This window comes from Micromonospora sp. NPDC053740, from assembly GCF_040677775.1.
Taxonomy (GTDB): domain Bacteria; phylum Actinomycetota; class Actinomycetes; order Mycobacteriales; family Micromonosporaceae; genus Micromonospora; species Micromonospora alfalfae.
On the sequence record NZ_JBFASO010000015.1, the window covers coordinates 1 to 25,303 of the forward strand.

A 25,303-nucleotide genomic window follows, 5' to 3' on the forward strand; every position below is an offset into this window, starting at 1 on the left:
TCAACGACCGCCCCCGCATGACCCTGGGCTGGGCAACCCCAGGTGAGAAGATGACCCAACTTCTCGGTGTTGCAACCACCGGTTGAGCCCGCCCTCGGAACGGAAACTGTCCCAGATCTACGGTGCCGCGATGTGGAGGAGCGGACCCGGACCGGTCAGTCGAGCAGGGCGTCCAGGCCGACGGTGAGGCCGGGACGGTTGCGCACCGCGCGGACGGCCAGCAGCACACCAGGCATGAACGACACCCGGTCGTACGAATCGTGCCGGATGGTCAGCGTCTCGCCGGTGCCGCCGAACAGCACCTCCTGATGGGCGACCAGGCCGGTGGCGCGCACCGCGTGCACGCGTACCCCGTCGATCTCGGCGCCGCGCGCACCCGGCACCTCGTCCTTGGTGGCGTCCGGGACCGGGCCGAGGCCAGCCTCGGCGCGGGCCTGGGCGATCTGCCTGGCGGTGTGGGTGGCGGTGCCACTCGGGGCGTCAAGCTTGCGCGGGTGGTGCTGCTCGATGATCTCGACGGACTCGAAGTGTCGGGCGGCGCGCGCGGCGAACTGCATCATCAGCACCGCGCCGATTCCGAAGTTCGGGGCGATCACCACGCCCACCTCGGGCTTGTCGGCCAGCCAGCCGCGCACCTGTTCCAGCCGCTGCTCGGTGAAGCCGGTGGTGCCGACCACCGCGCTGATGCCCTGCCCGATGCACCACTGGAGGTTGTCCATGACGACGTCCGGCGTGGTGAAGTCGACGACCACCTCGGCGCTGGAGACGGAGGAGCGGCTGTCGCCCTGGTCGACCGCCGCGGTCAGGGCGAGATCGTCGGCGGCGTCGACCGCCTTGCAGACCTCGATGCCCATCCGGCCGCGCGCACCAAACACGCCGACCCGCAGCTGCTGGGCCGGGGTCTTTCCCTGCTCGTCAGTCACGGGGCACAACCTATCCCAATCGGGACGGGTCCTTCCGGCCGGATCCGCTGTGCTCCACCTGCCGGGACGCCCGACCGGGGTGCCTCGACCGGGCCGGGCGGCAGACCTCAGACCGCGAAGTCGCCAGCGCCGAACGGGCCCACGACGGCCAGCGACATCGGCCGGCTGAGCAGTTCCGCGGCGAGGACGTTCACGTCCTCCACTGTGACCTCGTCGACCCGGCGGAGCAGTTCGTCGACCGGCATCAGGTCGCCGTAGAGCAGCTCACCCTTTGCCAGCCGGCTCATTCGGGAACCGGTGTCCTCCAGGCCGAGCACGAACGAGCCCTTGCTCATCCCCTTGCCCCGGGCCACCTCGGCCTCGGTCAACCCGTCGGCGGCCACCCGGGCCAGCTCGGCGCGGGTCAGGGCCAGCACCTCGTCCACCTTGCCCGGCGCGCAGCCGGCGTAGACGGCGAAGAGGCCGGTGTCGGCGTACTGGCTGGCGTAGGAGTAGACCGAGTAGGCGAGGCCACGCTGCTCGCGGATCTCCTGGAACAGGCGGCTGGACATGCCGCCGCCGAGCACGTTGTTGAGCACCCCGAGGGCGAACCGTCGATCGTCGAGCCGGTCGATGCCGGGGCAACCGAGGATGACGTGTGCCTGCTCGGTCTCCTTCGGCTCCACCAGAGTGGTCGCCGGCTTGGTGCGTACCGCAGGGGTCGCCGCGCGGTGCGGCGCCGGACTGGCCGGGTCGCTGTCCAGCGGGGTGCCGCGCACTGCCTGACGGACCAGCTTGACCACCGCGGCGTGGTCGAGGTTGCCGGCGGCGGCGATGACGATCTGCGGCGCGGTGTAGCGACCCCGGTAGAAGGTCTGGATCTGCCGCCGGGTCATCGGGGTGACGGTCTCGGCGGTGCCGGAGATCAGCCGGCCCAGCGGGTGATCGCCGTAGACGGCCTGGACGAAGAGGTCGTGCACCTCGTCACCCGGCTCGTCGTCGTGCATGGCGATCTCCTCCAGGATCACGCCACGCTCGGTCTCGACGTCGGCCGGCTCCAACAGCGAGTCCGCGACCAGGTCGCACATGACGTCGATTGCCAGCGGCAGGTCCTCGTCCAGCACGCGGGCGTAGTAGCAGGTGTATTCCTTCGTGGTGAAGGCGTTGGTCTCGCCACCCACCGCCTCGATCTGCGAGGAGATCTCCAGGGCGGTGCGCTTGTGCGTGCCCTTGAAGAGCAGGTGTTCGAGGAAGTGCGCGGCACCGGCCTGCGGGCCGGTCTCGTCACGCGAGCCGACCGCCACCCAGATGCCGAACGAGACGCTGCGCATCGCCGGAATCGCCTCGGTGAGGACGCGCAGGCCGCTGGGCAGCACGGTACGTCGTACCGTGCCGCCCAGCGGGTCGTCGCTGAGCGTCCGGGTCACCGCGCGGGCGGTGCCGCCGGAGCGGCCCGCCCCGGTGTCCCGAGACGGGGCCACCCCCCGTCGATCCGGTGGAAACGGCGCGCTGATGGCCCGACTCACGACTTGCTCCCGGTTCGACGAGGGGTGGGTGATGCGTTGTACGACTGTCAGCTGTGCCGGGTCCGACGGCGCGGACGCTCGCCGCCCTCGCCACCCTCGCCGCCGCCGCCGTTGCCGCCCTCGCCGCCGCGCTCCGGGCCACGCCCGCCACGGTCGCCGCCACGCTCACGGTCGCCGCGGTCACGCGGAGCACGGTCGCCCCGGTCCCGGCCAGCCGGCCGGTCACCAGCGGCGGCCTCACCGGCGGCCGGAGCCTCGGTGCCCTCCGGGCGGACCTTGTCGAGGTAGATCTTGCCGCGGGCGTCGATGTCAGCGATCTCGACCTCGACCCGGTCACCGACGTTGAGGAAGTCCTCAACGCGCTCGACCCGCTTGCCGTCGCCCACCTTGGAGATGTGCAGCAGGCCGTCACGGCCCGGCAGGAGCGAGATGAACGCGCCGAACGCGGCGGTCTTGACCACGGTGCCGAGGAACCGCTCGCCCTGCTTCGGCAGCGTCGGGTTGGCGATGCCGTTGATCCGGTCGACGGCCGCCTGGGCCGACGGGCCGTTGGTGGCGCCGACGTAGATCGTGCCGTCGTCCTCGATGGAGATCTCGGCGCCGGTCTCGTCCTGGATCGCGTTGATGGTCTGCCCCTTCGGGCCGATCACCATGCCGATCTTGTCCACCGGGATCTTGACGGTGGTGACCCGCGGCGCGTAGTCGGACATCTCGGCCGGAGCCTCGATCGCCGCCTTCATGACGCCGAGGATGACCTGCCGGGCCTCGTTCGCCTGCTGCAACGCGGCGGCCAGCACGTCCGACGGGATGCCGTTGAGCTTGGTGTCGAGCTGGAGCGCGGTGACGAACTCCGGCGTGCCGGCGACCTTGAAGTCCATGTCGCCGAACGCGTCCTCGGCACCGAGGATGTCGGTCAGCGTCACGTACTGGGTCTTGCCGTCCACCTCGTCGGAGATGAGCCCCATCGCGATGCCGGCGACCGGCGCCTTCAGCGGAACACCCGCGGAGAGCAGGCCCAGCGTCGACGCGCAGACCGAACCCATCGAGGTGGAGCCGTTGGAGCCGAGCGCCTCCGACACCTGCCGGATGGCGTACGGGAACTCCTCGCGCGACGGCAGCACCGGGATCAGCGCGCGCTCGGCGAGGGCGCCGTGACCGATCTCGCGACGCTTCGGCGAGCCGACCCGGCCGGTCTCACCGGTCGAGTACGGCGGGAAGTTGTAGTTGTGCATGTAGCGCTTGCGGTTCTCGGGGGACAGCGTGTCCACCATCTGCTCCATGCGGAGCATGTTCAGCGTGGTGACGCCCAGGATCTGGGTCTCGCCCCGCTCGAACAGCGCCGAACCGTGCACCCGGGGCAGCACGCCGACCTCGGCGGTCAGCGCCCGGATGTCGCGCGGGCCACGCCCGTCCATGCGGACCTGCTCGCGCAGCACGCGGTTGCGCACCTCGGACTTGGTCAGCGACCGGAAGGCAGCGCTCAGCTCCTTCTCCCGACCCTCGAACCGAGCGCCCAGCTCCTCGGCGACCCGGGCCTTGACCCGGTCCAGGGCCTCCTCGCGGTCGGCCTTGCCGGCGATGGTGATCGCCTCGGCCACGTCGGCGCGGGCCAGCTCGGAGACGGCGTCGTACACGTCGTCCTGGTAGTCCAGGAAGACCGGGAACTCGGTGACCGGCTTGGCGGCGACCTCGGCCAGCTCGCTCTGCGCGCGGCACAGCTCACGGATCGCCGGCTTGGCGGCCTCCAGGCCGCTGGCGACGACCTCCTCGGTCGGGGCGGTGGCACCGGCCGAGATGAGGGCGACGGCGTTCGGGGTGGCCTCGGCCTCGACCATCATGATCGCGACGTCGCCGTCCTCGAGCGTGCGGCCGGCCACGACCATGTCGAAGGTGGCGCGAGCCAGCTCCTCCAGGGTCGGGAAGGCGACCCACTGGCCGTCGATGTGGGCGACGCGGGTCGCACCGATCGGGCCGGAGAACGGCAGGCCGGAGAGCTTCGTCGACATCGAGGCGGCGTTGATCGCCACGACGTCGTACGGGTGCTGCGGGTCGAGCGCGAGGATGGTCTCGACGACCTGGACCTCGTTGCGCAGGCCCTTGACGAAGGACGGGCGCAGCGGCCGGTCGATCAGCCGGCAGGTGAGGATCGCGTCCTCGCTGGGCCGACCCTCACGGCGGAAGAACGAGCCGGGGATGCGGCCCGCGGCGTACATCCGCTCCTCGACGTCGACGGTCAGCGGGAAGAAGTCGAACTGCTCCTTCGGGTGCTTACCGGCGGTCGTGGCGGAGAGAACAACCGTCTCGCCCAGCTGGGCGATGACGGAACCGGCGGCCTGGCGAGCCAGCCGACCGGTGGAGAAGGTGATCTCACGGGTGCCGAAGGACCCGTTGTCGATCACGGCGGTGCGGGATTCGGTGCCGAGTTTGGTCTCGGTCATGTGCTGTGGTGCTCCTTCGCGTCGTGGGCCCACGACATCGGGGAGCTGCTCAGCCGGCCGGTCTTCGATCGAAGCGCCCGGGTGGCCGGCATGATGCCGGGGTTCCCGGGGGCCACTACCGGAGACCGGTACGCTGACCGGCTCCCTCTCGGGTGGTCGCGCGGCCCGTGTTTCTTCAGGTGGGACGCGGTACGGGGGAGCGGCCGTCCGGCCACTCCCCCGTCACGTCACCGGCGCAGACCGAGCCGCTCGATGAGCGACCGGTAGCGGGCAATGTCCTTCTTCTGGACGTAGTTGAGCAACCGACGGCGCCGGCCGACCAGCAGCAGCAGCCCACGGCGGCTGTGGTGGTCGTGCTTGTGCACCTTCAGGTGCTCGGTCAGCTCGGCGATCCGCTTGGTGAGGACCGCTACCTGGACCTCCGGCGAACCGGTGTCGCCCTCGGCGGTCGCGTACTCCGCGCGGATGCTGGCCTTGGCTTCCTGATCGAGCGCCATGTTCTCCCTGTTTCGATGGGTTGATCAAGTGGGTGTCCGTCGTCCCGATGGACCGGGAACGGACCGGTACCTCGCACCCGCGGCGTCGAGCAGGCACGCGAGGCCCCACGCCGGTCACCCGACGTCCCGGCAAGACTACCAGCACTCGCCGGTAACACCCGGCGAAGGGCCTCGGTGGCGGCCCGTCGCCCCGGCACGATCAGGCCAGCACGCGCCGGGTGCGCTCGACGTCCTGGTTCATCTGGGCGATCAACGGCTCGATCGAGTCGTACCGGATCTGACCACGCAGGTGCGCCACGAAGTCCAGGGCCAGCCGCTCGCCGTACAGGTCGCCGGAGAAGTCCAGCGCGTACGCCTCCACCCGTCGCTCCCGGCCGGAGAAGGTCGGGTTGGTGCCCACGGAGACCGCCGCCAGCAGCGGCTCGTGCTGACCGCGGCGGATCAGCCGGGCCGCGTACACGCCGTCGGCGGGCACCGCCGCGTACCGGTGGCAGAGCAGGTTGGCGGTGGGGAAGCCCAGCTCCCGGCCCCGCTGGTCGCCGCGGACCACCACGCCCTCCACCCGGTGGGGGCGGCCCAGCGCGGCGGCGGCCGCGCCCACGTCGCCCGCGTCGACGCAGGACCGGATGTACGTGGAGGAGAAGACGGTGCCGGCCTCGGCGACCAGCGGGGCGCCCTCCACGCCGAAGCCGAACGTCTGACCCAGCCGTTCCAGCAACGCCACGTCGCCGGCGGCCCGGTGCCCGAAGCGGAAGTTACCGCCGACCACCACCAACGCGGCGTGCAGGTGCTCGACCAGGACGTCGTGCACGAACTGCTCGGGCGGCACCCGGGAGAACTCCGGGGTGAACGGCACCACGCAGAGCACGTCAACGCCGAGCGCCTCGATCAGCTCGGCCTTACGGGCCGGTTCGGTGAGCACCGCCGGGTGCGAACCGGGGCGGACCACCTCGGCCGGGTGCGGGTCGAAGGTGACCACCACCGACTGCACGCCCAACTCGCGGGCCCGGGCCACGGCGTGCCCGATCGTCGCCTGGTGCCCCTTGTGCACGCCGTCGAAGACGCCGATGGTGACCACCGAGCGTCCCCACCCGCCGGGCGCCGCGTCGTAGCCCCGCCACCGCTGCATGCCGTTCCTCTCTGCTGTCCCGCCGGCCGGCGGGTCGACACCGCCGGCTGCGGGCCGGCGGACCTGCGCTGCGCTGTCAGGCCGGCGCGAGCACGATCTCCGCGCGGGCCCGTCCGTCCCGCTCGCTGACGATAGCGATCAGGCCGCCGGCCGGCCCGAAGACGGCGTACGGCCCGGTGAGGCCGGCCGGGTCCAGTGGCCCACCGTGGGCGAGCACGCGGGCCTCGTCCGGCGTGGCCTCCCGGCGCGCGAAGAACCGGTCGGCCGCCGCGTCCAGTGGCAGGTTCACCACGTCCGGGGCGCGCTGTTCCAGCTCGTCGAGGGTCGCCGCCTCGGCGAGGGTGAAGCCACCCACGGCGGTCCGCCGCAGCGCCGTGAGGTGCCCGCCGACGCCGAGCGCCAGGCCGGCGTCCCGGGCGATGGCCCTGATGTACGTGCCGGACGAGCAGGTCACGTCCACGTCCACGTCGACCACGTCCGGCTCGGTGCGACGGATCGCCAGCACCTCCAACCGGGAAATGGTGACCCGCCGTGCCGGCAGATCGACGCTCTCCCCGTCGCGGACCCGCTTGTACGCCCGCTGCCCGTCGATCTTGATGGCGCTGACCGCGCTCGGCACCTGGTCGACCTCGCCGCTCAGCCCGGCCAGCGCGGACCGGATCGCGTCGTCGGTGACCTGCCCGGCCGGCACGGTGGCGGTCACGTCGCCCTCGGCGTCGTCGGTGACTGTGGTCTGGCCGAGCCGGATGGTGCCGGTGTAGCTCTTGCCGGCGCCGATCACGTAGGTCAGCAGCCGGGTGGCCCGGCCGACACCGATCACCAGCACGCCGGTCGCCATCGGGTCGAGGGTGCCGCCGTGCCCGACCCGTCGGGTCTTCGCCAGTCGGCGGATGCGCGCCACCACGTCGTGCGACGTCATGCCGCCGGGCTTGTCGACCACGATCAGACCATCGGTGCTCACGTCGGCCAAGCCTGCCAGATGACACCCGCTCCGCAGTGCGTGGGCAGGCCCTGCGTGACCCGAGCCTCCGGCACCTACTATCTGCTCGCGCGCGTCACCAGCGGCGAAACTGACGGGGGAAGCATGGTCAACACGTCGTCGAGCGAGCCCACACCGACGGACCCCGTCGACCCGCCACCCACCGCGATAGCGCAGGTCAACCCGGTGCAGCTACCGGAGTGGCTGCGGTCGTCGCAGACCGAGCACCAGCCCACCGGATGGGACCGGGTCCGTTTCTTCTCGGCCCGGCACAACGGGGCCCTGCTGCTCGGCCTCGGGCTGGTGCTGGCACTGCTGATGGTCGTCGGCGGGGTGGTGTTGGTCGGTCGGGTCGCCGATGGTGTCCGCACGTCCGCCTCGGCGAGCCCCACACCGAGCAGCACGCCACCGGTGAGCAGGGTCGGCGAACCACGGGACCTGTTCGCCGGGTCGCCGGCGGCCTCCTTCGCACCAGCCGAGGAGGCCGTGCGGATGCCGGCGGCCAAGGGCACCGGACCGTTCACCGCGACCCAGGTGCGGGCGGCGCTGGAGTCGGTGCGCAAGGCACTGATCGAGAGTCGGGTCGACATCTCGATGTTCTCCGGGGATCCGGCGCCGTTCCTCGCGCTGCTCGCCCCTGATGCTCGCGAACGGCTCCGGGGCGACTTCACCAACGGCAGCTTCCTGCGGTACGCCACGAGGATGGCGTCGCCGTCGGAGTGGGAGTTCGGCGTCCGCGCCGACGGCCGGGTCAGTTACCGGGCCACCAGGCAGAACGGCATCCGACTGCTGGAGGTCTCCACGGAGTTCGTCTGGGCGTACCCGTTCGACGTGGACCTGCGGGCGCCCGCCGGCGCGACGGTGGTGGCGCTACGCGACCAGGTGGTGTGGCAGGTGCCGCACCCGGACGACGTGCCGGCCTCCGCCCGCGGCCTCTGGATCACCTCGGCGGCGGCCGTGACCTGGAACGCGGACTGCGACCAACTCCGTGAGGGCTGGGTGCAGGAGCAGTTCTGGGTGGCCGATGTGCACGGGGACCGGATACCCGCGGGCGACCCGGGCACCATCTTCGACATCGACGCGCCCGCGCCGACCACCACGCGCTGCTGACCGGGGGGCCCGGCGACCCGTCAGCGGATCGCGCCGGTCACCGCCCACCTGCCGTTGCGCAGTCGCAGCAGCAGGGCGACCAGCCGGATCACCACGAACACGGTGAGCCCGGCCCAGATGCCGCCCAGCCCGAGGTTGAGAGCGTACGCCAGCCAGATGGCCGGCAGGAAGCCGCCGAGCGCGGCCACGATGGTGAGGTTGCGCAGGTAACGCACGTCGCCGGCGCCGATCAGCACGCCGTCGAGGGCGAACACCACCCCGGCCAGCGGCAGCATGACGACGAACCACGGCCAGGCCACCATGGCCTGCTCGCGTACCCCCGCATCGGAGCTGAACCACGACGGCACCACGCCCGCGCCGGCGGCGACGAGCAGCGCGAAGCCCACGCCGCAGACGCCGCCGAGCAGCCCGATCCGACGGGCGAGCGCCCGCGCACCCGCGTCGTCGCCGGCGCCGAGCGCGGCACCGACCAGGGACTGCGCGGCGATGGCGAGGGCGTCGAGCACCAGCGCGGTGAAGAACCAGAGTTGCAGGGCGATCTGGTGGGCACCGACGGCGGCGGCGCCGAAGCGGGCGGCGACGGCTGTCGCGGACAGGAAGCTGGCCTGGAACGCCAGCCCACGGATCAGCAGGTCCCGGCTGAGCACCAGTTGCTGGCGGATCACGCGGGGTTGGGGGCGCAGCGACACCTTCTCACCGACCAGGGCGGCGGCGAAGAGCACCCCGCAGAGCGTCTGCGCGACGACGTTCGCCACCGCCGAGCCGACCAGGCCCAGCCCGCCGGGATAGACCAGGAGCGGGCAGAGCAGCGCGGAGAGCAGGTTGGGGCCGAGCACGAAGTACAGGGGGCGGCGAGTGTCCTGCACGCCGCGCAGCCAGCCGTTGCCGGCGGCGGCGAGGAGCAGGCCGGGAGCGCCGAGGGCCGCGATCCGCAACCACTGGGCGGCGGCGTCGGCGACCTCGCCACCACCACCGGCGAGGGTACGCGCGAGCGCGCCGCCGCCGACCTGCATGCCGATCGCGATCAGCAGGCCGACACCGAACGCCAACCAGGACGACTGGACGCCCTCGGCGACCGCTGCGGCCCGGTCACCCGCGCCGAAGCGGCGGGCGGCGCGGCCGGTGGTGCCGTAGGCGACCACGGTGCCCACCCAGGCGGTGAGCGTCATGACAGTGCCGCCGACGGCGAGCGCGGCGAGCGGCACCCGGCCGAGGTGACCGACCACTGCGGTGTCGACAAGCACGTAGAGCGGCTCGGCGGCGAGCACCACGAGGGCCGGCAGGGCGAGCGCGGCGATCCGCCGAGGCGAGGCGGGTCGGTGAGCGGTGGTGGCGTGGTTCATCGCCGCCGATCCTGGCATGGCTGCGGTAAGGATCGCAATCCAGCAGGCTGCTTACCGTGGCCGGTGCGCCCCGTCGGCCTGCGGCGCGTCAGGCTCGCCCGAGCCCTTTGCGCGGTACCTGCCGGCGCGCAGTCGGGGCGTCGGCCGGACGCTGAGCAGTCGTGGCGTCGGCCGGACGCTGCGGAGTCCGGACGCCGGTCGGACGCTGCCCAGCTGGGACGTCGGCCGGACGCTGTGGAGCTGATGTCGTAAACGAATCACGTCGTGATGTCGCAGACGATTCAGCTCCAAAGGCGAACCAGGAGGTGCCCGGATCTTCCGACCACACGGATACGAGGGATCACCCTCGGAGAAATCGGATCACTGACGGGTGTCCATCGACGTCTGCAGCGCGCGGCGGGCCTGCTCACGGGCGTCGTCGGTGGTGGTCTCGGGCTTGGGCTTGTTCGGCATGGTGGCGCTCCCCTTCCCAGGGCGTGAGCCGCCGACACGCGGCGGCCCTCACGGGCGGTCGTGCTGAGCGCCCCACGGCGGTCCGGGGTTACCGGAGCAGCCGACTGGGCAGCGTGAGCCCGGGTCGATCCGACCCTGGAGGGAGGCGGCACGGGGTGTGGCACCACCGCCCATGACCTGCACCGCCAGGCGGCACCGGCCTTCTCCCAAGTTATCGTTCAGGTCCACATACTGCTTACGGTTCCCGCCATTTGGACGGTCAGCGACCCGGTTCAGCGAGCCAGGAAATGCCAGCCCAGCCACCACCAGAACCCGAACAGACCGATCCGGCCCACCGGCACCGGACCGACCTCGTAGCGCATCACATAGGCGCAGACCTCGCCGAGGGTGGGGATCCGCGACCCCTCCCGCCGGGCCACCCACTCGACCACCCCGAAAAGGATCAGCGCGGTGAGGAAACCGCCGATCGCAAGCGCGCGCATCATCGCCGCACCAGCCCCCAGAAGGCGGCCAACCAGGCGAACCAGGCTGCCGAGCGAGTCAGTTGATCCTCCAGGAGAGGATCGGCCAACCGGGAGAAGGTGGGGAAGTCATCGCCGGCAGCCAACACGAAGGTCACGCCCTCGAAGACCCCGAAGACCACCACCGGCACCGCCCACCAGGCCGCCCCCGCGCCCAACCGGCGCGGCGCCGGCCGGCGCGGCACCCGGTTGCTCAGACCGAGCCAGATCAGCACCCCACCCGTCCCGAGGGTGAACAGATTCGCCTCGGTGGAGAAGGACGCGAACCGGCCACCGACGAGCGACAGGCAGACGAGGACGGGAACGGAGACGGCGGGCCGGTCCCAGGCGCGGGGGGCCTCCACGGTGAGGTCGTGCGGCTGCTCCATCCCGCAATTCTTCCCGGTATCACGGAACGCGGGAAGACCAACACTCCCCGGAGCTGACCCTGATCTTCCAGGACCGACGGACCGCCGGCGGTCCGAGGCCGGCGCTCAGCCGATCAGCGCCGCGTCCAGCTGACCGCGAATCGACTCGACCACCTGCTCGGCGCTGCCCCGACCGGTGAACCCGGCCGCGAACGTGTGCCCACCACCGCCCAGTGCCACAGCGACCCGACTGACGTCCACCGCTCCCTTGCTGCGCATCGACACCGCCCACTCGGCGGGCCTGGTCTGCTTCACCACACAGCTCACATCCGCCTCGGCGGTGCAGCGCACGGAGTCGATCAGGGCCTCCAGCACGTACGGCCGCTGGTCGTGCCGGGCCAGGTCATCGAGGGTGGCGAAGGTCCAGACCAGGCCCCGACCACCGGCGGCGGCCGGCTCCAGTCGAGCCCGGCCGAGCACCTCACCAAAGAGGCGGACCGCGCCGAAGGGCCGGGTGTCGAAGACCCGCCGGGAGATGTCACCCGGCGAGATGCCGGTCGCCAGCAGTCGGGCGGCCATCTGATGCACCGCCGGAGTGGTCGCCTCGAACCGGAACGAGCCGGTATCAGTGGTCAACGCCACGTAGAGGCACTCGGCGATGGCCGGATCCACCACAACCCCGAGCCGGGCCAGCAGCTGCTCGGCCACGACCGACGTGGCCGCCGCACCCGGGTCGACCAGGTTCACAGTGCCGAAACCGGGGTTGGAGGCGTGATGGTCGAGCACCAACGCCGCACCCGCCGACGACAACCGCCCGGCCAACTCGCCGAGACGCGACTCGCTCGCCGCGTCGAAGCAGATCACCAGATCGGGTGCCGGGTCGGCGGCGTCCGCCGGGACCAGCAGGTCCAGCCCGGGAAGCCCTCGGAACGGCTCCGGCAGCTCCGGCGGCCCGGGAAAGGTCGCCTGCACGTCGCGTACGCCGAACTGCCGCAGGCCCAGACCGAAGCCGAGCATGCTGCCCAGCGCGTCGCCGTCCGGATTGATGTGGCAGATCAGCAGCACCCGGGCGGTCGGCGGGAGAGCCCGCACCAACGCCTCGGCCGCAGCCCAGTGCGCCTCGGCGGGGCCGACCCCGGCTGCCCCGGCCAACGGGGCGCTAGCGGTGCTGGCGGTGCTGGTCACCGCGTTTCCCCACCCCGCGGGGTCTCCTTGACGTCGGTGGCCTCGTCGGCCTCGTCCGTCTCGTCCGCCTCATCGGCCTCGTCGTCCACCCGGTACGGCTGGGCCTCGCCCGCGTACTTCGCCTGGGCGGCCAGCCGCTGCACCTCGGCATCGGCGTTGCGGGCGGCGGCGAGCAGGTCGTCGATGTGCTTGACCTGGTCCTGCACGTCGTCCAGGACGAACGTGAGGGTCGGCGAGTGGCGCAGCCCGAGGGCCTTGCCGACAGTGCTGCGCAGCAGCCCCTTGGCGCTCTCCAGCGCCGCCGCGGTGTCCGCCTGGGCCACCGAGTCACCGAGCACTGTGTAGAAGACCGTCGCGTCACGCAGGTCAGCGGTGATCCGGGCATCGGTGATGGTGATCATCCCGAGCCGCGGGTCCTTGATCTGGCTCCGCACCACCGACGCGACCAGCTCACGCACCCGTTCCGCGTGCCGGCGTACCTTGGCCGGATCAGACATCTCGCCACCTCCACGGCGTCCTGCTTCCGGTCGACCCGACGGCCAGGAGGCCGCCGGCCGACCGGCCAACATCTCGAACATTACCTTCGGGGCCGCTCCGGTCGCCCGGCACAGCCGGCACCATGGTCAGTCGTCGTCCGCGCCGTAGAGCCGGCGTCGAACCGACAGCAACTCGACCTCGGGGCGATTGGCCACCAGGCGCTCACAGGAGTCGAGCACCTCGCGGACGTGCGCCGTCTCGGCGGCCACCACGGCCACCGCCAGTTGCGCTCGACCATGCAGGTCGAGCGCACCCACCTCGGCGGCCGACACCTCGAAGCGGCGCAGCGCCGCCACGATCGGCCGTACATATGATCTCTTGGCTTTGAGCGACCTGGAGTCGCCCGGCAGCAGCAGGTCGAAGACCGCGGTTCCGGTGAACATCGCCCCGGACGATACCGCCAACCCGCCCCGCATGATCAAGGGGTTTACGCCGAGTGGCGTAAACCCCTTGATCAGCGTGTCACTGCCGGATCAGGCGCGAACCTTCTCCCGCATCTCGAAGGTCTCGATGACGTCGCCGACCTGGACGTTGTTGTAACCACCCAGGGTCAGACCGCACTCGAAGCCCTCGCGGACCTCGGTGGCGTCGTCCTTGAACCGCTTGAGCGAGGTGATCGTGAGGTTGTCCGCCACGACCGCCCCGTCCCGAAGCAGTCGAGCCTTCGCGTTGCGTCGGATGATGCCCGACCGGACGATGCAACCGGAGATGTTGCCGATCTTGGATGAGCGGAAGACATCGCGGATCTCCGCGCTGCCCAGCTCGGCCTCCTCGTACTCCGGCTTGAGCAGGCCCTTGAGCGCTGCCTCGATCTCCTCGATGGCCTGGTAGATGACGGTGTAGTACCGGATCTCCACGCCCTCGCGGTCGGCCATCTCACGGACCTTGTTCGAGGCCCGCACGTTGAAGCCGATGATCGTGACCGGCTCGGACGAGGCGCTCGCGAGCATGACGTTGCTCTCGGTGATCGCGCCGACGCCCCGGTCGAGGACCTTGAGCTGGACCTCCTCGGGGATGTCGAGGTTGAACAGCGCGTCCTCCAGGGCCTCCACCGAACCGGAGACATCGCCCTTGAGGATGAGGTTGAGCGAGGTCTTCTCGCCCTCCTTGAGCTGCTCCATGAGCGTCTCGAGGGTGGCCCGACCGCGGGAGTTGGCGAAGGACGCCGCCCGCCGCCGTGCCTGCCGCTGCTCGGCGATCTGCCGCACCGTGCGGTCGTCCGCCGCGGCGAGGAACGTGTCACCCGCACCGGGCGGCGCGGTCAGACCCAGAACCATGACCGGACGCGCCGGACCAGCCTCGGAGAGCTGGTTGCCGTTCTCGTCGAGCATGGCCCGAACCCGGCCGTGCGCCCCACCGGCGACGATCGAGTCGCCCGCCCGCAGGGTGCCCTTCTGCACCAGCACCGTCGCCACCGCACCGCGGCCCTTGTCCAGGTGCGCCTCGATGGCCACACCCTGCGCCGGCCCGTCGATCGGAGCGGTCAGCTCCAGCGACGCGTCGGCGGTCAGCAGGACAGCCTCGAGAAGCTCCTCGATGCCGATGCCGGGCTTGGCCGCCACGTTGACGAACATGGTCTCGCCGCCGTACTCCTCGGCGACCAGGCCGTACTCGGTCAGCTGCTGGCGGACCTTGTCCGGGTTGGCGTCCGGCTTGTCGACCTTGTTGACCGCGACCACGATCGGCACGTCGGCCGCCTTGGCGTGGTTCAACGCCTCGATCGTCTGCGGCATCACACCGTCGTCCGCCGCGACGACCAGGATCACGATGTCCGTGACCTGGGCACCACGAGCACGCATGGCGGTGAACGCCTCGTGACCCGGGGTGTCGATGAAGGTGACCGCCCGGTCCTCGCCCTCGTGCGGGACGTGGACCTGGTAGGCGCCGATGTGCTGGGTGATGCCACCCGCCTCGCCCGCCACGACGTTCGCCTTACGGATGGCGTCGAGCAGCTTGGTCTTACCGTGGTCGACGTGACCCATGACGGTCACGACCGGCGCACGGCTGACCAGACGCTCCTCGGCCACCTCCGCGTCGAGGTCGATGTTGAACTGCGCGAGCAGCTCACGGTCCTCGTCCTCCGGGCTGACGATCTGGATGTCGAAGCCCAGGTGCTCACCCAGCAGGTGCAGGGTGTCGTCAGAACAGGACTGGGTCGCGGTCACCATCTCGCCCAGGTTGAACATCTCCTGGACCAGCGAACCCGGGTTGGCGTTGATCTTGTCGGCGAAGTCCGACAGCGAGGCGCCACGGGAGAGCCGGACGATCTGACCCTGACCCCGGGGAGCGCCCGAGCTCATGGTCGGAGCCGACAGGTTGTCGAACTCCTGTCTGCGCTGCTTCTTGGACTTGCGACCGCGCGTCGGCCGGCCACCCGGACGCCCGAAGGCACCCGCGGCACCGCCGCCACGGCCACGACCACCGGCACCCGGACGTCCGCCGCCACCTGCCGGACCACCCGGACGGAAACCGCCACCGGGAGCACCCGCACCGCCGCCGGGACCGCCACGGTAGCCACCGCCACCGCCGGCACCCGCGCCGCCACCGGGGCCGCCGCGGTAACCGCCGCCGCCACCGGCGCCGCCGCCGGGACCACCACGGAAGCCACCGCCACCGCCACCGGGACGACCTGCGCCGCCACCGCCGGGACGACCAGCGCCACCGGGACCGGGGCGACCGGCAGCCGGCCGCTGGCTCGGCATGGACGCTGGGCTGGGCCGCGGCGGCATGGAGTTCGGGCTCGGCCGCGGCGGCATGCCCGCCGGGGTGTTGGGCCGAGGGCCACCCGCACCGGCGGCCGGGGGCCGCTGCTGCTGGCCACCCTGGATGCCGAACGGGTTGTTACCGGCACCGCGCGCCGGCGGACGACCGCCCGGCCGGGCACCCGGACCGGGAGCCGGCGTGCTCGGACGAGCTGCCGGCGAACCGGGACGGGGCGGCATCGCCGCGGGACCCGGCCGAGGACCGGGCCGGTTACCGCCGTCTGCCGGAGGCTCCCGGCGAACGGGGTTGTCCCGCTGCTGCTGGCGGGCGGCCTGCGCGGCCTTGACCGCGGCCTCCTGCTCAGCCTTCAGCGCGGCGGCACGCGCCTCCGCGGCCGCCACCTCGATGTCGTGGGCACTCGCCGGCTTGGCGACCGGGGTCGCCGTCTGCGGGGCACCGGGAACCGGACCCTTGGGCTTCGGACCGGGTGCCGGCGCGGCCGGCCGCCGAGGCGGCATCGGCTTGGCCGAGACCCGGGGCGCGCCCGGGGCCGGGGTTGGCGTCGGGGTCGGGTTTGAAGCCGGCGTCGACGCGGGCGCCGACGGGGCGGCCGGAGCCGGGGCGCCGGCGGACGCGACGAATGCGTTACGCAGCCGCCGGGCGACGGGCGCCTCGACGGTGCTGGACGCGGACTTCACGAACTCGCCCATTTCCTTCAGCTTGGCGAGAACGGTCTTACTCTCGACCCCGAGCTCTTTTGCAAGCTCGTGTACGCGGGCCTTGCCTGCCACTGCACTCCTCACTCCGAGGTCGTGCGGGCAGCACCCGCAGCGACCTCACTCGTGCACTTGAAGCCTGGTCATTTCAGGGACTTCATCGTGTGCTCATGTCGGTCGTCCTACCCTGCTAGCGACCCTCGCCCGGTCGGGCTGACCGGACGTAGTGGTTGGCGCATCGACGTGCTCCGCCAGCGCACCGTGGTCGAGGACCTCGGTGCTGCGCAGCGCACGCCCGAAGGCGCGGCGCCGCACCGCCAGCGCGAAGCAGGCCGGATCCGGGTGCATGTTCGCTCCCCGACCCGGCAGCCTGCGGCGTGGATCAGGCCGGAGACTGTGACCAGCCTCGTCCCTGACCGCGACGATCCGCAGCAATTCGCTGGCCGGCGCACGTTGCCGGCAACCCACACAGGTGCGCTCCGGCTGCGCGCGTCGTACCACTGGAGGAAGTCTACCCCTAGCTCCCCGAGATCGCGCCGCCCGGCTCCCGCACGTGATCAGTGACCCCACGCGCTGCCGGCGCGGTCTGCTCCGCATCGGAACGAATGTCGATCCGCCAACCGGTCAATCGGGCAGCGAGTCGGGCATTCTGCCCCTCCCGACCGATGGCGAGCGAGAGCTGGAAGTCGGGAACTGTCACCCGGGCGGCCCGGTTGGCCAGATCGACCACCTCGACCCGCAGCGCCTTGGCCGGCGACAACGCGTTGCCCACGAAGGTGCCCGGGTCGTCCGACCAGTCGATGATGTCGATCTTCTCACCGTGCAGTTCGCTCATCACGGCTCGCACCCGCTGACCCATCGGGCCGATGCAGGCGCCCTTGGCGTTCACGCCGGGAGTGGTGGAGCGGACGGCGATCTTCGTGCGATGGCCCGCCTCACGGGCGATCGCTCCGATCTCGACGGTGCCGTCGGCGATCTCTGGCACCTCCAGCGCGAAGAGCTTCTTGACCAGAGCCGGGTGCGACCGGGACAGGGTGATCTGCGGCCCGCGCATGCCCTTGGCCACGTGCACCACGACGCAGCGGACTCGCTCGCCGTGCGCGTACCGCTCGCCGGGCACCTGCTCGGACTGCGGCAGCACGCCCTCCAGCTTGCCCAGGTCGACGCTGACGATGCCCTTCTCGGTACGCGTCTCGTGCGCCTGCACCACGCCAGTGACAAGGTCACCCTCGCGGCCGACGTACTCACCGAAGTGCACCTCGTCGGTGGCCTCCCGCAACCGCTGGAGGATCACCTGCTTGGCGGTCATGGCGGCGATCCGGCCGAAGTCGTGCGGGGTGTCGTCCCACTCCCGCACCAGGCTGCCGTCGGCATCCATCTCCTGCGCGTACACCAGGGCGGCGCCCGACCTACGGTCGATCTCCACCCGGGCGTGCGGCTCGGCCCCGTCGGTGTGCCGGTAGGCGGTCAGCAACGCGGTCTCGATCGCCGCGAGAATCGTGTCGAACGGGATCTCCCGCTCGCGCTCGAGTGCGCGCAGCGCCGCGAGGTCGATGTTCACCTCTCCTCGTCCTCCACATCATCTTCGTCGTCGATGTCGTCTGAATCGTCGAACTCGTCGGAATCGTCCGCGTCGTCCGGCTCACCGAGCTCGGCGAGCCGGGTGAACTCGACCTGCACGCGGCCCGGGCCCAGCTGGGCGTACGCCCAGGCGGCGCGGCCGTCGTCGGTCTCCAGGTGCACGCCCTCGTCGTCGGCCGCGACCACCCGGCCGGTCAGCTGACGGTCACCGGCGGGCTGCTCGCCCCGCTGACCGGGCAGCGCGGCCGCCCCCCGGGCGGTCACCTTGACCAGTCGACCCACGTTGCGCCGCCAGTGACGGGGCAGGGTGAGCGGTCGGTCGACGCCGGGCGAGCTGACTTCCAACTGGTACTCGCCGGCGACGATGTCGCCACCGGTCTCCTCCGCGGCGTCCAGCGCCGCCGAGACCGCGCGGGAGACGTCAGCGACGGCGTCCAGGTCGATCCCGCCGTCGGTGTCCACCATCACCCGCACCACGTGCCGTCGGCCGGCCCGGGAAACCGACAGGTCCTCCAGGTCGTAGCCGGCGTCGTTGACCACCGGCTCGATTACGGCCCGCAGTCGGTCCCGTCGGGCGGCTAGGTCACCGCCGCGGGGGCCCGCCGCACCGCGGGGTCGACCCGTCGGCCTGGTGGCACGGCCACGCTGCGTCATCTCCGCACCCTTTCCCTGGTCGACGGGGACCCGTGGTCCCGCCATGCCGGCACGCCACCGGAGTGGACACGCCGGTGGTTGCGCAGAGCGTAACGCGCCTGCCCGGCGGCGGACCGGGCGGCGCACCGACGCCGGTGACCCCCGGACCGGCACGGATGGTGTTGACTTGGCCGGTGGGGATCGGCAGAACGACACAGCGCGACCAAGCATCCGGACATTCTCGGCGAAAGCTCCTGGGGGTCGGGGCGCTGCTGGTGCTCGGCGGCACCGTGACGCCGCTGACCGGCTGTGATCTTTTCGACCGCGACGACCAACCAGCCCCGCCGCCCGACCCGCTGCGGCCGATGGTGGACGAGTCACTCGCGCTGGCCGCCGCGTACCGGGCGAACGCGACCGCCCATCCCGAGCTCGCCGACCGGCTCAACCCGATCGCCGAGACGCACACCGCGCACGCCGCCGAGCTGGCCCGGGTGATCGGGGTGACAGTGCCGTCGGCGGCCCCCGCCGCCCCGACCACCGCACCGGCCGCCGATCCGAACGGCGCGCGCACCGCCCTGCGGGCTCTGGAGAAGACCGCCCAGCAGTCCGCCGCCGCCGCCTGCGCCGCAGCGCCAGCGGAGCGGGCGGCACTGCTCGGGTCGATCGTCGCCGCCCGGGCGACTCATCAGGAGGCACTGAAGTGAGGCAGCCGTCCGCCGGGGAGGCACTCGCCTCCGCCCTGTCCGCCGAGTACGCGGCCATCTACGCCTACGGACGGATCGGTGTCCGGCTCAGCGGAGCGGCACGGGACGCGGCACGCCAGGCGGAGGCCGCGCATCGGCGCCGGCGCGACGCGCTGGTGGTACAGCTCACCACTGCCGGCGGCGTCGTCCCGCCGGACCGCGCCGGGTACGCCCTGCCGTTCCCGGTCACCGACCGGGCCAGCGCCCTGCGGCTCGCCGTCGAGGTGGAGGAGCGCACGGCCGCGCACTGGCGGGCCGCCCTGGCGTCCACCACCGGCGCCGAACGGGACCAGGCGCTTGCCGCCCTGGTCGAGTACGCGGTGCGGGCCACCCGGTGGCGGAAGACTGCGGGGCTGACCCCGCTGACCGTCCCGTTTCCCGGTCGACCGACCTGAGCCGGTCCACTCCGGTTGCGGTACGCATACCAGGTATGCATACTCCGTTTCCATGTCCATCCGTCACGGGTTGCTCGCCCTGCTCGAACGCGGCCAGATGTACGGCTACCAGCTGCGCGCCGCGTTCGAGGAGTCGACCGGCTCGACCTGGCCACTGAACATCGGGCAGGTCTACACCACGCTGTCCCGGCTGGAACGGGACGGTCTGGTGCGCCCGTTGCCGGAGAGCGAGGCCGGGCAGCGCCCGTACGAGATCACCGACGCCGGCCGGGCGGACCTGGCGCTGTGGTTCGCCACCCCGATCAGCCGTACCGACCGCCCCCGTGACGAGCTGGCGATCAAGCTGGCGCTGGCGCTGACCACCCCCGGGGTCGACGTCCGGTCGGTGGTGCAGGCCCAACGCAGCGCGACGATGCGGGCCCTTCAGGAGTTGACCCGGTTGAAGTACGGCAGCAACCGGCCGGAGGACCTTCCCTGGCGCCTCGTACTGGACTCGATGGTGTTCCAGGCCGAGGCCGAGGTGCGCTGGCTGGACCACTGCGAGACCAGTCTGGTCCGGCATCAACCCAGCGGCCCGGCGCCTCCCGCTTCCCGACCCGATGACCCCGACGCGCGGGACGCGGCTCGATGGGCCGGCGAGGAGGCAAGACGGTGAGCGGATCGGACGACGCGGTGCTGGACCTACGCGCCGTCCACCGCACCCATGGCGTCGGGCCGGCGGCGGTGCACGCGCTGCGCGGCGTCAGCCTGGTCGTCCGGCCCGGCGAGCTGGTCGCCGTGATGGGGCCGTCCGGCTCCGGCAAATCGACGCTGCTGGCTCTCGCCGGTGGGTTGGACCGTCCGACCGGCGGCGAGGTCCGGGTCGAGGGGCAGCCGCTGGGGGCGCTGGACCGCCGCGGGCTGGCCCAGCTGCGCCGCCGTCGGATCGGCTACATCTTCCAGCAGCTCAACCTGCTGGGCAGTCTGAGCGCACTGGAGAACGTGGCGCTCCCGTTGGAACTCGACGGGACCAGCGGACGTCGGGCCCGCGCACTGGCCATGGCCGCGCTCACCGAGGTGGGGCTACCCGCGTTGGGCGACCGTTTCCCGGACCAACTCTCCGGCGGGCAGCAGCAGCGGGTGGCCATCGCCCGCGCGCTGGTGGGCGAACGCCGGCTGGTCCTCGCCGACGAGCCCACCGGGGCGCTGGACTCCCAGACCGGTGAGGCGGTGCTGCACCTGCTGCGCCGCCGGATCGACGCGGGCGCCGCCGGAGTGCTGGTCACCCACGAGGCGCGGCACGCCGGCTGGGCCGACCGGGTGGTGTTCCTCCGCGACGGCGTCCTCGTCGACACGACGGCACCGCTGGGCAGTGTCGAGCAACTGCTGTCCGGCAGCGACCGGTGACCATCCGCCGCCCGACGCGGGCCCTCGGCCGGGCCGACACCGCGTCGCCGCGGCTGGTCCCACCGCCCGCCCCGGTCGGCCGGCGGCGGTTCGCCGAGCTGACCGGCTCCTGGCGGGCGGCGCTGCGGATCGCCCGACGGGAGTCACGCCGAGCCCGACGGCGGACCGCCCTGGTGCTCGCGATGATCGCCATGCCGGTGGCGGCGCTGGCCTTCCTGGCGGCGAGCTACGACATGGCCGAGCTGACCCCGGAGGAACGCGTCGACCGCCGGCTCGGGGTGGCCGACGCGCAGTTGCAGTGGATCGCGAACGCCCCGGTGGGGCAGGACGAGTGGGGTGAGGGCTGGTACACCCGCGACGGCGAGTTCCCCGCGAAGGTCACCGCGGCACGGCTGACCGCACTGCTCGGGCCGGGCAGCCGGGTCACCGAGGTGCGTCAGCGCGTTCCGCTGACACTGCGCGGCCCGCACCGCGACGAGGTAGTGGACGGTCGGGTGCTGGACCTCACCGATCCGTTGGCCCGCGGGCTGGTGCGGTTCAGGGCCGGCCGGGCACCGCAACAGCCCGGTGAGGTCGCGGTCAGCCCGGTGGCGCTGCGCCGCCTGGACCTGCGCCTCGGCCGCGCCGTGGCCGCCGCCGACGGGAGCAGGGCGTACACGGTGGTGGGGGTGGTCGAGTTTCCCGACGACCTCGGACCGGTGGTGGCGCTGCATCCGGGTGCCGTGCCGTCGACCGGTCCGGGGCCGGACCCGGACGGTGTCTGGCTGGCGGACGTGCCGGGCACCGTCGACGCTGCGCTGGTGTCCCGGCTCAACGACAGCGGGGTGGTGGTCACCGCGCGACACCCGACCGGCTCGGCGCCCGGAGCGGACCGGACGTGGCTCGGTTCGATCATGGGAGACAACCCCAACGACCTGAGCACCGGCGTCCTGATCGCCGGCCTCGGGCTGCTGGAGGTCGTCCTGCTGGTCGGGCCGGCCTTCGCCGTCGGCGTCCGTCGCCGTCGACGGGACCTGGCGCTGGTAGCGGTGGCGGGCGGGGACGCCGCCCAGCTTCGCCGGGTCGTACTGGCCGACGGTGTGGTGCTGGGTGTGCTGGGGGCCGCCGCCGGCCTGCTGGTCGGCGTCGGCGCGGCGTTCGCCGGTCGCCCGCTGATGGAGCAGTACGTCTTCAGCGCCCGCTTCGGCGGCTACCGCTGCTGGCCGAGCGCGCTGGTCCTGCTCGGTGGCGTCGCGGTGCTGGCCGGGGTGCTCGCGGCGCTGGCACCGGCGTGGACCGCCGCCCGGCAGGACGTCAGCGCCGGGCTCGCCGGACGACGCACCCCGGCGAAATCCCCGGGGCGGTGGTTGGCCCTCGGACTGGCGCTGGTGGTCGGCGGGGCGGGGCTGGCGGCGTTCGGGGCCACCCAGACCTCCCCGGCGGTGATCCTCACCGGGCTGATCCTCGGCGAGTTGGGCCTGGTCTGCTGCACACCCACGCTGCTCGGGGCGCTCGCCCGCCTCGGCCGGGTGTTGCCGCTGGCACCACGGATCGCGCTGCGCGATGCCAGCCGCAACCGGGCCGCCGCGGCACCGGCCATCTGCGCGGTGATGGCCGCCGTCGCCAGCAGTGTCGCCCTCGGCGGATACCTGGCCAGCGACGGCGCCCGGGAAGCTCGCGCCTACCGACCGGCGCTGCCGACCGGCCACGTACTGGTCTACCCGGTCGGAACGACCGGGCAGCCCACGCTGGCCCAGATCACCGACGCGGCCCGGAATCAGCTCGGGGTCGGCGCGGTCGCCCCGGTGCAGACACCGAGCTGCGGGACGGAACGCACCGGCTACTGCGACATCGCGCCAGTGCTCCCGCCGACCCGGGCTTGCCCCTGGCAGCCGGGTGTTCAACTCCCCGAGGCGCACCGCCAGCAGGCCCGCGCGGATCCCCGCTGCCAGACCCGCGAGACGGACTACTTCGGCGGCTACGTCGAGCCCGGAGTCGACGACGGGACGGCGCTCCCCCTGCTCACCGGCGCGGACCCGGCCGCGACCGCCGCCGCCACAGCGGTGCTGCGGGCCGGCGGCGTGGTGGTGACCGACCCGCGCTACCTGCACGACGGCCTGGTGACCGTCCGGGTCCGCGAGAGGGAGGCCGCCCCGGACCGGGAGACCGTTCTTGACCTTCCCGGGTACGCGCTGCCCGGGGCGACCGGCCAGTCCCGCCTGATGCTGTCCACCACCGCGGCCCGACAACTCGGCCTGAGCTGGTCCCCGACCGGCTGGGTGATCGGCACCACGACCCCGCCCGACGAGGAGCAACAGGCACGGTTCGCCGCCGCCCTGCGGCCCTTCGGGACGCTCTCGCTGAGCGTGGAGACCGGCGGCCCGCCGCGCGACGTCTCACCGCTGCTCCTGCTGCTCGCGGCGGCGGCCGGGCTGATCACGGTGGGGGCGGCCGGGGTCGCGACCGCGCTCGCCGCCGCCGAGGGACGAGCCGAACTGACCACCCTCGCGGCCGTCGGCGCGGCCCCAGCGGTACGCCGGCTGCTGGCGATCTGCCAGGCCGGGGTGATCGCCGGTCTCGGTTCGGTGCTCGGCATCGTGGCCGGCCTCGGCACCGCCGCGATCGTGCTGGTCTCGGTGAACCGGCAGTACGCCAGTGACTGGCCGGTAACCGATCCGTACCCGTTTCTGGTGCCCTGGCCCGCGCTCGGGGTCCTGGTGCTGGTGCCGGTGGTGGCGATGCTCGGGGCGGGCCTGTTCACCCGGGCCCGACTGCCGATCGAACGGCGGCTGGACTGACCGATCCGCGGGGCGACCGAAACTGGACCGCGCGGGGGTGCCGCCGGGGCCGGGCAGCCGGCAGACTGACCGGCGTGTCAGTGCTCAGGAATGTCGTCCGTCGAGTCGGTCATCATCGCTGGTTCGGCGCCACAGCGCGCCTGCTGGTTCCGGCCGATCGGATGGTTGGTCGACTCACCCGGGGCCGGGTGGTCGCGCTCGGCCTGCTCCCCTCCCTGCTGATCACCACAACGGGCCGCCGCTCCGGCAAGCCCCGCAGCAATCCGCTGCTCTACGTGCCCGACGGCGACGCGTACGTGGTGATCGGCTCCAACTGGGGGCAGACCCACCACCCCGGCTGGGCGATGAACCTGCTCGCCGACCCGGCCGCCGAGGTGGACGTGAAGGGCCGGCGGGTCGCGGTGCGGGCCGAGCGGGCCTCCGGCGTCGAACGGGACCGGTTGTGGCAGCTTCTGGTCACCGCGTGGCCCGCGTACCACACGTACGTGCAGCGGGCCGGTGGCCGGGAGATCCACATTTTCCGGCTGGCCCCGACCGGGCGCGGCGCGCCCGAAGCTCCGCCGTCGGCTGGCTAGGCTGACGCTCGGTAGCCAAGGCGAGGTGGTCCCGTGAGCGCGAGGAGTGAGCCGGGGTTACGAGCCCCGCAGCCGCGAACAGAGCTGGTCCGATGAGTGAGCAGGCCGGCGTCGACAGGGGCCTCGACGATCGACGGTGGACGGTCGCGGAGCGGGTCGCCGAGGCGGTCCGACGCCGGTTCCCGGCCGATGCGCTGGCGATCGCGGTGCACGGGCCTCTGGCGCACGGGGACGACGACGGCGGCGGAGACCGCGAGGCCGGAATGCTGGTGGTCACCTATCGACCCGGGTCCGGCCCGTCACCGGCGACCCGGCGGGTGGACGGGGTTCTCGTCGATCTGACAGTGGCCTCCGCCGAGGACTACCTGGCCCAGGCCCGGGTGCTCTCCCCGCTCTGGCCGCTGACCGCCGACCGGTACGTCACCACGCAGGCGTTGCACGATCCGACGGGCTGGTTGCGGACGCTGCGCGACGAGCACCTCGGCCGGCTGGCGCGAGCCCGGCCGGCGGAGTTCAGCACCGCGGCCCGCCAGGCGTGGTACCGGGGCAGCGCGGCGCACTCCCGGGCGGCCCGGCTGGCCGAGTGGTACGAGACCGATCAGGCTCTGCTGATGCTCGGTGAGGCCCGGCTGGCGGCGGCCACGGTGACCGGTCTGCTGAGTCGCACCTACTTCCGTGACCCGGGGGACGCGGTGCGGCGCACCGGGTTGGCCGGGGCGGACATGACCGAGGTGGGTGTGGTGCTGGCCCGGCAGGCCGAGGAGTTGGCCGCCCGTGGTCGCGCCGTCGACGGCACGATCGACGAGCTGCTCAGCACCTGAGGCGCG

At 72.5% G+C, this 25,303-nt stretch carries 24 protein-coding genes; 8 read left to right on the plus strand and 16 right to left on the minus strand.

Features of this window, described 5'->3' with window-relative positions; all coding sequences use genetic code 11:
• Nucleotides 1-155: 155 nt before the first annotated feature.
• The 6 genes from dapB to truB all read right to left on the minus strand — a co-directional run bounded on the left by dapB (nt 156) and on the right by truB (nt 7,453).
• Nucleotides 156-923: a 4-hydroxy-tetrahydrodipicolinate reductase gene (dapB, locus tag AB0K35_RS31330; RefSeq protein WP_238671759.1), complete on the minus strand. Its 768-nt coding sequence runs from the start codon at nt 921-923 to the stop codon at nt 156-158.
• A gap of 107 nt (nt 924-1,030) precedes the next feature.
• Nucleotides 1,031-2,428 carry a pitrilysin family protein gene (locus AB0K35_RS31335; protein ID WP_238671758.1) on the minus strand — a complete coding sequence of 466 codons (1,398 nt, stop codon included), beginning with the start codon at nt 2,426-2,428 and terminating at the stop codon, nt 1,031-1,033.
• 47 nt (nt 2,429-2,475) lie between these two features.
• The gene (locus AB0K35_RS31340) at nt 2,476-4,866 is read right to left on the minus strand and encodes a polyribonucleotide nucleotidyltransferase (protein ID WP_357183024.1); all 2,391 of its coding nucleotides are present in this window, start codon (nt 4,864-4,866) and stop codon (nt 2,476-2,478) included.
• A gap of 227 nt (nt 4,867-5,093) precedes the next feature.
• The gene (rpsO, locus tag AB0K35_RS31345) at nt 5,094-5,363 is read right to left on the minus strand and encodes a 30S ribosomal protein S15 (RefSeq protein ID WP_030337594.1); all 270 of its coding nucleotides are present in this window, start codon (nt 5,361-5,363) and stop codon (nt 5,094-5,096) included.
• Nucleotides 5,364-5,562: 199 nt separating this feature from the next.
• The gene (locus AB0K35_RS31350) at nt 5,563-6,492 is read right to left on the minus strand and encodes a bifunctional riboflavin kinase/FAD synthetase (protein ID WP_238671756.1); all 930 of its coding nucleotides are present in this window, start codon (nt 6,490-6,492) and stop codon (nt 5,563-5,565) included.
• 76 nt (nt 6,493-6,568) lie between these two features.
• A complete protein-coding gene (truB, locus tag AB0K35_RS31355) occupies nt 6,569-7,453 on the minus strand; it encodes a tRNA pseudouridine(55) synthase TruB (protein ID WP_363889992.1) in 885 nt (294 codons plus the stop codon).
• A gap of 54 nt (nt 7,454-7,507) precedes the next feature.
• On the opposite strand from truB, the gene AB0K35_RS31360 reads away from it, so the two are divergent.
• A complete protein-coding gene (locus tag AB0K35_RS31360) occupies nt 7,508-8,581 on the plus strand; it encodes a hypothetical protein (protein ID WP_363889995.1) in 1,074 nt (357 codons plus the stop codon).
• Between the two features lie 20 nt (nt 8,582-8,601).
• On the opposite strand, the gene AB0K35_RS31365 is transcribed toward AB0K35_RS31360, so the two are convergent.
• The 10 genes from AB0K35_RS31365 to rimP form a co-directional block, all read right to left on the minus strand.
• Nucleotides 8,602-9,924: an MATE family efflux transporter gene (locus AB0K35_RS31365; RefSeq protein WP_238671754.1), complete on the minus strand. Its 1,323-nt coding sequence runs from the start codon at nt 9,922-9,924 to the stop codon at nt 8,602-8,604.
• Nucleotides 9,925-10,649: 725 nt separating this feature from the next.
• The gene (locus AB0K35_RS31370; RefSeq protein WP_363890196.1) at nt 10,650-10,859 is read right to left on the minus strand and encodes a DUF6186 family protein; all 210 of its coding nucleotides are present in this window, start codon (nt 10,857-10,859) and stop codon (nt 10,650-10,652) included.
• Nucleotides 10,859-11,266 (minus strand): hypothetical protein, encoded by a 408-nt coding sequence (locus AB0K35_RS31375; RefSeq protein WP_210784728.1) that lies wholly within the window; start codon nt 11,264-11,266, stop codon nt 10,859-10,861. The genes AB0K35_RS31370 and AB0K35_RS31375 overlap by 1 nt, the downstream gene beginning before the upstream one ends.
• 105 nt (nt 11,267-11,371) lie before the next feature.
• On the minus strand, nt 11,372-12,430 hold the full coding sequence (locus AB0K35_RS31380; RefSeq protein WP_363889998.1) for a bifunctional oligoribonuclease/PAP phosphatase NrnA: 1,059 nt from the start codon (nt 12,428-12,430) through the stop codon (nt 11,372-11,374).
• Complete coding sequence (rbfA, locus tag AB0K35_RS31385) at nt 12,427-12,927, minus strand: 30S ribosome-binding factor RbfA (RefSeq protein ID WP_238671752.1); 501 nt, start codon at nt 12,925-12,927, stop codon at nt 12,427-12,429. Before rbfA ends, AB0K35_RS31380 begins: the two co-directional genes overlap by 4 nt.
• Before the next feature lie 126 nt (nt 12,928-13,053).
• Nucleotides 13,054-13,350, minus strand: a complete 297-nt coding sequence (locus AB0K35_RS31390; protein WP_238671751.1) for a DUF503 domain-containing protein — start codon at nt 13,348-13,350, stop codon at nt 13,054-13,056.
• Nucleotides 13,351-13,440: 90 nt separating this feature from the next.
• Nucleotides 13,441-16,461 carry a translation initiation factor IF-2 gene (infB, locus tag AB0K35_RS31395; RefSeq protein WP_238671750.1) on the minus strand — a complete coding sequence of 1,007 codons (3,021 nt, stop codon included), beginning with the start codon at nt 16,459-16,461 and terminating at the stop codon, nt 13,441-13,443.
• A gap of 93 nt (nt 16,462-16,554) precedes the next feature.
• Entirely contained in the window at nt 16,555-16,887 is a 333-nt protein-coding gene (locus AB0K35_RS31400; RefSeq protein ID WP_112624296.1) for a YlxR family protein, read from the minus strand.
• A 16-nt stretch (nt 16,888-16,903) separates the two neighbouring features.
• Complete coding sequence (nusA, locus tag AB0K35_RS31405; RefSeq protein ID WP_238671748.1) at nt 16,904-17,947, minus strand: transcription termination factor NusA; 1,044 nt, start codon at nt 17,945-17,947, stop codon at nt 16,904-16,906.
• Nucleotides 17,944-18,621 carry a ribosome maturation factor RimP gene (gene rimP, locus AB0K35_RS31410; protein ID WP_238671747.1) on the minus strand — a complete coding sequence of 226 codons (678 nt, stop codon included), beginning with the start codon at nt 18,619-18,621 and terminating at the stop codon, nt 17,944-17,946. The genes nusA and rimP overlap by 4 nt, the downstream gene beginning before the upstream one ends.
• A 155-nt stretch (nt 18,622-18,776) precedes the next feature.
• Here rimP and AB0K35_RS31415 point away from each other — a divergent pair, with 155 nt between their 5' ends.
• The 7 genes from AB0K35_RS31415 (at nt 18,777) to AB0K35_RS31445 (ending at nt 25,297) form a co-directional block, all read left to right on the plus strand.
• Complete coding sequence (locus AB0K35_RS31415) at nt 18,777-19,304, plus strand: hypothetical protein (RefSeq protein WP_363890004.1); 528 nt, start codon at nt 18,777-18,779, stop codon at nt 19,302-19,304.
• Complete coding sequence (locus AB0K35_RS31420) at nt 19,301-19,738, plus strand: ferritin-like domain-containing protein (RefSeq protein ID WP_357284403.1); 438 nt, start codon at nt 19,301-19,303, stop codon at nt 19,736-19,738. Before AB0K35_RS31415 ends, AB0K35_RS31420 begins: the two co-directional genes overlap by 4 nt.
• A gap of 52 nt (nt 19,739-19,790) precedes the next feature.
• On the plus strand, nt 19,791-20,393 hold the full coding sequence (locus AB0K35_RS31425) for a PadR family transcriptional regulator (RefSeq protein WP_238671744.1): 603 nt from the start codon (nt 19,791-19,793) through the stop codon (nt 20,391-20,393).
• Nucleotides 20,366-21,124, plus strand: coding sequence for an ABC transporter ATP-binding protein (locus AB0K35_RS31430; RefSeq protein ID WP_357362608.1), 759 nt, complete (start codon nt 20,366-20,368; stop codon nt 21,122-21,124). Before AB0K35_RS31425 ends, AB0K35_RS31430 begins: the two co-directional genes overlap by 28 nt.
• Entirely contained in the window at nt 21,121-23,901 is a 2,781-nt protein-coding gene (locus tag AB0K35_RS31435) for an FtsX-like permease family protein (protein ID WP_363890009.1), read from the plus strand. The genes AB0K35_RS31430 and AB0K35_RS31435 overlap by 4 nt, the downstream gene beginning before the upstream one ends.
• A gap of 74 nt (nt 23,902-23,975) precedes the next feature.
• The gene (locus AB0K35_RS31440) at nt 23,976-24,476 is read left to right on the plus strand and encodes a nitroreductase/quinone reductase family protein (protein ID WP_238671742.1); all 501 of its coding nucleotides are present in this window, start codon (nt 23,976-23,978) and stop codon (nt 24,474-24,476) included.
• Nucleotides 24,477-24,568: 92 nt separating this feature from the next.
• Nucleotides 24,569-25,297: a nucleotidyltransferase domain-containing protein gene (locus tag AB0K35_RS31445; RefSeq protein ID WP_238671741.1), complete on the plus strand. Its 729-nt coding sequence runs from the start codon at nt 24,569-24,571 to the stop codon at nt 25,295-25,297.
• The last annotated feature ends 6 nt before the right edge of the window (nt 25,298-25,303 follow it).